Raw genomic sequence first — 4,476 nt, 5'->3', positions numbered from 1 at the left:
TCGCACCATATCAAGGGCCTGGAAGTCTATCGCCAGCGCCTGATCATCTATGGCTGTGGCGACCTGCTGAACGACTACGAGGGTATCGATGGGCATGCGGCCTACCGCGGCGAGCTGGGTCTGCTGTATTTTGCCGACCTGACCTACGACGGCCGCCTGTCGGCGCTGGAACTGCTACCCACCCGCCAGCGCCAGCTGAGCATCCACCGAGCCAAAGGCGCGGATCGGCAATGGCTGCAGGACACCTTGCAACGCGAGTCGGCGCAATTCGCCTGCACGGTTCGCCCCACCAGCGAGAGCAGCTTCGCCCTGGTCTGGCCCACCTCACACTGAAACCGCCAGCCGATCAGGTCGGAAATGGCGGCTCCACGGGGGGTTCCTGCTCGGGGAGCTCGGTCAGGGTGGCTTCGGTCAACAGCAGCACACTGGCCACGGACACGGCGTTTTCCAGGGCCACCCGCACCACCTTGGTCGGATCGATGATGCCGGCCTGGTACATGTCGACGTAGCTGTTGGTCGCAGCGTCGAAGCCGACATTGGCCTTTTCCGCAAGCATGCGCGCCACCACCACACCGGCATCCACCGCCGAATTTTCGGCGATGATCCGCGCCGGCGCCTCCAGGGCGCGGCGCAGGATCTGCAGGCCGGTGCGCTCGTCGCCCTCGCTTTTCGCTTCCTCGTCGGCGAGCAGCGGCACCGCACGCAATAACGCCAGGCCGCCGCCGGGGACTATGCCCTCGGCAATCGCCGCCTTGGTCGCCGAGATGGCGTCGTCGAGAGCGTCCTTGCGGGTTTTCATCTCGGCTTCGGTGGGTGCGCCGACGCGGATCACCGCCACCCCGCCGGAGAGCTTGGCCAGGCGCTCCTGGAGCTTCTCCTTGTCGTAGTCGCTGCTGGCCATCTCGATCTGCTTGCGGATCTGTTGCAGGCGCCGCTCGATCGCCTCGCGCTCGCCGGCGCCGCCGATCAGGGTGGTGCTCTCCTTGTCGACCACCACCCGCCGGGCGCGGCCGAGTTGACTGAGTTCGACCTGTTCGAGGCGAATGCCCAGCTCGCTGGAAATCACCGTACCGTCGGTTAGGATGGCGATGTCCTGGAGCATCTCCTTGCGCCGGTCGCCGAAACCCGGCGCCTTGACCGCCACGGCGCGGAGGATGCCGCGGATCTGGTTGACGATCAGGGTCGCCAGCGCCTCGCCTTCGATGTCCTCGGCGATGAAGGCCAGCGGCCGGCCGCTCTTGGCGACCTGTTCGAGTAGCGGGATCAGGTCCTTGAGCAGGCCGATCTTCTGGTCGCAGAGCAACAGGTAGGGCTCTTCCAGCTCCACCTGCATCTTGTCGGTGTCGGTGATGAAGTACGGCGAGACATAACCTCGGTCGAAACGCATGCCCTCGACCACCTCCACCACGGTCTCGGTGGTCTTCGATTCCTCGACGCTGATCACCCCTTCGCTGCCGACCTTCTCCAGGGCATCGGCGACCAGCTCGCCGATGGTGCCGTCGTTGTGCGCGGAGATGGTCGCCACCTGGGCCTTCTCCTTGCGCGTGCGCACCGGTTTGGATTGAGCGCGCAGCGAGCCGATCACCACCTGCAGGCCGCGATCCAGGCCGCGTTTGATATCGATGGCGCTAGCGCCGGCAACCACATTGCGCACCCCGTCGGCGAAGATCGCATGGGCCAGCAGCGTCGAGGTGCTGGTGCCATCGCCCACCGCCTCGCCGGTGCGCTCGGCGGCCTGGCGCAGCATCTGCACGCCGAGGTTCTCTTCGGGATCCTCCAGATTCACCTGCTTGGCAATGGTCACGCCATCGTTGCAGACCTGCGGTGTGCCCCACTTTTTCTGGATCAGCACCGACTTGGATTTCGGCCCGAGGGTCACCCGGATCGCATCCGCCAATTGGTTCGCCCCCTGCAGCACCTTCTCTCGGGCACTGCCGCGGAACAGAAGTTTCGTATGTGCCATGCAGGGGCCCTCGGAATTCGTGCCATGGGAAGCCAGTCGGCCGCCCTTCAGCGCAACGAGCGATAACCATCCGCCACTCCGCCCTTGGACAAGACGATCTGCCAGAGCTGGATATCGCGCGCGCGGAAGGCGCCGGCGCAGGTCAGCAGGTAATAGCGCCACATGCGGTAGAAGCGCTGGTCGTAGTGCAACGCCAGTTCGGCCCAGTGCCGCTCGAAATTGGCATACCAGGCCATCAGGGTGAGGTCGTAATCGGCGCCAAAATTATGCCAGTCCTCCATCACCCAGTCGGGTTCGATGGCCTTGCCGATCTGCGCGATCGACGGCAGGCCGCCATTGGGGAAGATGTGCCGGTCGATCCAGGCATCGCTGTGCAGGCCGCTCTGGTTGGCGCCGATGCTGTGCAGCAGGAACAGGCCCTTGTCGCGCAGACAGCGCTGCACGACCTGCATGTAGGTGCGGTAGTTCTTCCAGCCGACGTGTTCGAACATGCCGAGCGAGACGATATGGTCGAAGCTCTCGTGCAGGTCGCGGTAATCCTGCAGGCGGATCTCCACGGGCAACCCGCTACAGCGCACCCGGGCCAACTCGGCCTGCTCGCGGGAAATGGTGATGCCGACCACCTCAGCCGCGTATTTGCGCGCGGCGAACTCGGCGAAACTGCCCCAGCCACAACCGATATCCAGCACCCGGTCGCCAGGCTGCAGACCGATCTTGCGGCAGACCAGATCGAGCTTGTTGGCCTGCGCCTGCTCGAGATCGGCGGCGTTGCGCCAATAGCCGCAGGTATAGGTCATACGTGAATCGAGCATGCACTGGTAGAGCAGGTTGCCCAGGTCATAGTGCTGTTCGCCGACCATGAAGGCGCGGGCCTTCGACTGCAGATTGGCCAGCAGGCCGCGCAACAGTTGCCAGGCTTCGTACCAGCTGACGCGCAGTTGCGCTTCGAGATTGGCGCGTAACGCCCGGTGGATGAACTCGTCGAGCTGTTCGCACTCCCACCAGCCATCCATATAGGTTTCGCCGAGCCCCAGGCTGCCCTGGGACAGAATGCGCGAGTAGGCACGCGGGTCGAGCACCTGCATGTCCCAAGGCTGGTTACCGTTGAGGACGATTCCCGCACGGTCCAACAACCTTTCGACCCTGTCCCTGGCCTGAAGACTGTCGCTGCCTGACAGCGCAATCTCCTCCGGGTGCAGCGGCAGCTTGTTCTGAATCATGACTCGCCCTCACGACGTTCGCTCAGCAACCCCCTCCATCGCTGAAATCGCTGCGCCGCAGCGTGCTCGCAACCACCGCGGCCTGGAGTGATCCTCGACAGGCAATGACTGCATCAAACGCTGCGATCCCGTTCGCGACCTTTGGTCTGATTTCGGCAGAAGCCCCTTCATGGCTTCTGCATTCCTCTAAGATAAGATAGTCAAATACCTGACAAAAAACCTGTTTGAGAAAATTAGAAATCCTTAGTAATTGATTTATATCGCTGTATTTTTAGAAATAAAGGAATAGCCGATCATGTCTGCCCATGATTTTCACAGTGCCTTTAGCCCCTCAATCAAAATTCAGATGAATTGCCATGACTGCACACTCAGCCGACTGTGCCTGCCAGCTTGCTTGCAGCATGGTGAAGTCGACCTGCTGGAAAACATCGTCAAACGCAATCGTCCGCTGCACAAAGGCGAGCATCTTTTTCGTGCCGGCGAGCCCATGCGGCAGGTCTATGCGCTGCGCTCGGGCGCATTGAAAACCTACCTGCTGGATCAAGACGGTAACCAGCAGATCACCGGCTTCATTCTGCCGGGCGAACTGGTCGGCCTGGATGCCTTTGGCAGCAGCAGTTTCCCCAGCTATGCCGAGGCCCTGGAAACTTCGTTGGTATGCACCATTCCGCTTGCCGAGCTGGAAGAGCTGGCGGGGCATATCCCCAGCCTGAGAAAGCGACTGCTGGTAACCCTGAGCCGCGAGCTGCATGAAGAGCAGCAGCATTACAGCCACAACCGGGAAAGCGCCGAACAACGCCTGGCGGTATTCCTGCTCAACCTCTCGGCTCGCTACAGCAGGCGCAGCCTGTCGGCGACCAGTTTCATCCTGTCGATGAGTCGCGGCGAAATCGGCAATTACCTGGGGCTGACCACCGAGACGGTCAGCCGGTTGTTCAGCCGCTTGCGGCAGCAGGGTCTGCTGGAAATCAGCGGCCGCGAGTTACGCCTCAAGCACCCAGCGGCGCTGAATCGGCTCGGTAGAATCGAGGTCCAGCAGCAAGCCGGCTGAACGCGTACTCGCGACAGTCGTGGAGTCGTGGCTTACAGGTCGCGCAGGTGGCGGCAGAACCAGTCGCCGGCCAACATAGCCACTTGCTCCAGAGCATCCGGCTCCTCGAACAGGTGAGTGGCCCCGGGTACCACCGCCAACCGCTGCTCGCACTGCAGCTGCTGGCTGACCTCGCGGTTCATGCGCAACACCGGCAGATCCGCGCTGCCAACGATTTGCAGGGTTGGCGCCGCCACCTCGGC

At 62.6% G+C, this 4,476-nt stretch carries 3 protein-coding genes and 2 pseudogenes; 2 read left to right on the top strand and 3 right to left on the bottom strand.

The genetic code is table 11. The features are described from left to right. Positions 1-333, top strand: a pseudogene (locus tag ABZE94_RS20645) (poly-gamma-glutamate biosynthesis protein); the annotation flags it as partial. Positions 334-346: 13 nt separating this feature from the next. Here ABZE94_RS20645 and groL read toward each other — a convergent pair. Together groL and cfa are read right to left on the bottom strand one after the other, a co-directional pair. Continuing rightward, a complete protein-coding gene (gene groL / locus ABZE94_RS20640; protein ID WP_372877980.1) occupies positions 347-1,963 on the bottom strand; it encodes a chaperonin GroEL in 1,617 nt (538 codons plus the stop codon). 47 nt (positions 1,964-2,010) lie between these two features. Then, entirely contained in the window at positions 2,011-3,183 is a 1,173-nt protein-coding gene (gene cfa / locus ABZE94_RS20635) for a cyclopropane fatty acyl phospholipid synthase (RefSeq protein WP_372877979.1), read from the bottom strand. Positions 3,184-3,529: 346 nt separating this feature from the next. Between cfa and fnr the strand changes: the two genes are divergently transcribed. Beyond that, positions 3,530-4,234, top strand: a complete 705-nt coding sequence (gene fnr, locus ABZE94_RS20630) for a fumarate/nitrate reduction transcriptional regulator Fnr (protein WP_372877977.1) — start codon at positions 3,530-3,532, stop codon at positions 4,232-4,234. Between the two features lie 32 nt (positions 4,235-4,266). On the opposite strand, the pseudogene ABZE94_RS20625 reads toward fnr, so the two are convergent. Further along, a pseudogene (locus ABZE94_RS20625) lies at positions 4,267-4,476 on the bottom strand (alpha/beta hydrolase); the annotation flags it as partial.

The sequence above is a fragment of the Pseudomonas sp. genome, assembly GCF_041601375.1.
GTDB lineage: Bacteria > Pseudomonadota > Gammaproteobacteria > Pseudomonadales > Pseudomonadaceae > Aquipseudomonas.
Note: the sequence above shows the minus strand (reverse complement) of the source record. Positions and strands in the feature narration are given on the sequence as shown.